At 43.9% G+C, this 2,228-nt stretch carries 2 protein-coding genes and 1 pseudogene; all 3 read right to left on the bottom strand.

The window, feature by feature from the left end; translation table 11 throughout:
* A pseudogene (locus V7D75_RS12015) lies at positions 1 to 369 on the bottom strand (DUF2059 domain-containing protein); the annotation flags it as partial.
* A gap of 52 nt (positions 370 to 421) precedes the next feature.
* Positions 422 to 1,540, bottom strand: coding sequence for a cation diffusion facilitator family transporter (locus V7D75_RS12010; RefSeq protein ID WP_333614748.1), 1,119 nt, complete (start codon positions 1,538 to 1,540; stop codon positions 422 to 424).
* A 184-nt stretch (positions 1,541 to 1,724) separates the two neighbouring features.
* The coding region (locus V7D75_RS12005) for an acyl-CoA thioesterase (protein WP_333614747.1) at positions 1,725 to 2,228 on the bottom strand (504 nt) is incomplete at its 5' end.

Below are 2,228 nucleotides of genomic sequence, written 5' to 3'. Positions count from 1 at the left end.
GCGCTTATTTAACGGTTGGTCACTGGCGCGCTGATTACTGCTTTGATTCTGGTTTTTGGTTTGCGTATTAATGGCATCGATGGCCGCTTGTTGACCATTGACGATAGACTGAATCTGCTCGTCAATATGCATCACTTGCATCAGTTTAATGATAGACACATCAGATGGTGCTTGCTTGTTCATTTGCTGCTTGGCAATATCATTGGTGTCCTTACGAACGGTATTAGGCTCACTGTGGACAATCAATTCTGCATTGGCATTGACGATAGGTGTTGATAGCAGCGTTGTCACCACCAAAGTAAGTAATGGATTGATAGTAGTAGGACGCCGACTGGTATTTTTTTTGGAAGATTTTAGGTAATTTTTCATATAGGACTCTTATTATTATAGGTGAAGATTATTTATTATATGGCAAATCTTATTAAGCACACTGATCATCTGGCAGGCGTAAAACCTCAGCATTGGGAACAGATAATGTCAAAATCGCTTCTTGAAATAATGGATTGGCACGGAATTGGTTTTCAATATCTTCAAATTTTTGCGCGATTTGCTGTTCTTGTTGATTACCAGCGATATCAACCGCTGCCACCATAAATATTTTTTTGGGGCCGACCCACTGATTTAATAGCTCCGTTAAGACATAGCAGTGGGTTTTTTCTGAGACTTTATAGCCAACCAAAAAATCACGATTGCGATTGATTAAAAAGATGGCAACCATACCCAATAATATGCCAACAATAATAGAACCAAGAGCATCCCAGAACGGCTCACCCGTATAGGCATGCATACCCATGGCTGCCGCTGCGACCACCAAGCCAATGACCGCGGCCAAATCCTCAAAAAACACCCCGCGCAACGTTGGGTTTGAAGTATTCACCACATAACCTAACGCACTGACATTGATAGCCTGACCATGCTTTTTACTTTGTAAATACGCCTGCACTAGAGAAAAACCTTCAAGCACAAAGGCCACTGCCAAAATAATAAAGCCAATGGTGTAATTGGTTTCTGTTTCAGGCGCATTCCACTCGGTGATACCGGTATAGATAGAAACAATCGAGCCTGCCATAAAAACGCCAAAAGCGGCAATCATCGACCACACATACGACTCTTTACCATAGCCTAACGGGTGACTGTTATCGGCAGGTTTGACCGCTTTTTTCTCCGCCACGATGAGTAGAGTGCCATTACCTGCATCTGCCCACGAGTGCGCTGATTCAGCAATCATAGAAGCGGAACCAGTCATAAATGCCGCCACCGTTTTGGCAATGGCAATAATAATATTCGCTCCTACGGCAATTAGCACAGTAACCAGCGACGAGGATTTCTCGTCTTCCTGCTTCTTGTCCTCCTGAATGTTTTCGGGGCTCGTGACGTTAGTAAAATTGAGCTTAGGATTGATACCGTCTTTAGAATTGCTAGTATCTTTGGTAAAATTGGCAATAGAACGCGCACTGCCAGCACCGCGGGTACGAACGGCTTGCGGTGCTGGCTGATCTTTGGAAGGAATGTTTGATGATACAGTTTTTTTTGAACTCATATGAGGCTCAATGAATGGTTAATATAATGAACTAAAACAGCCATCAAAAAAGTTAAGCCATGAGCACTAACTATTTTTAACTGCCTTATTTATCATTAAATTTAACCAAATAGCCGCTACTGGTCAGTAAGGTTTTCGTGAGACTTTGTTTTAGTATTGATGATTTTGCTAGATAAAATGCGCCTTATTTGGTATTGCTATGCTGAGCAAGCTCGCCAATCATGTCATTGTCCTTGCCGCTTTTATCTGTCATCTTATCAGCGCCCAGACTTTCGCCAATCATTTGATTGATGTCGCAGCTCGGGCGATGCGAGCTTTGCATGCGTAGCTCTTTACGCGCCAAGCCTGCGTCAAAACGACACTGTTGCATGGCGTTTTTAATCTCAAGCGCAGGTACAGGCGTCGGTTTACCGTTATCATCAATCGCCACCATAGTAAAATAGCAGCTATTGGTATGACGAATCGTACGGGCGCGAACGTCCTCCGCTTCAACCCGTATGCCCACTTCCATAGATGTTCTACCGACATAATTGATACTAGCAGCAAAAGTGACCAACTCGCCCACGTAGATAGGCTCGCGGAACATCACTTGATCGACCGATAGCGTCACGACATAGCTACCACTGTAGCGACTGGCGCAAGCATAAGCGACTTGGTCAAGCATCTTGAGCAAATCACCTCCATGGAC

This window comes from Psychrobacter sp. (assembly GCF_036731945.1).
GTDB lineage: Bacteria > Pseudomonadota > Gammaproteobacteria > Pseudomonadales > Moraxellaceae > Psychrobacter.
The sequence above is the reverse complement of the archived record's forward strand: the minus strand, read 5'-3'. Positions and strand labels throughout refer to the sequence as shown.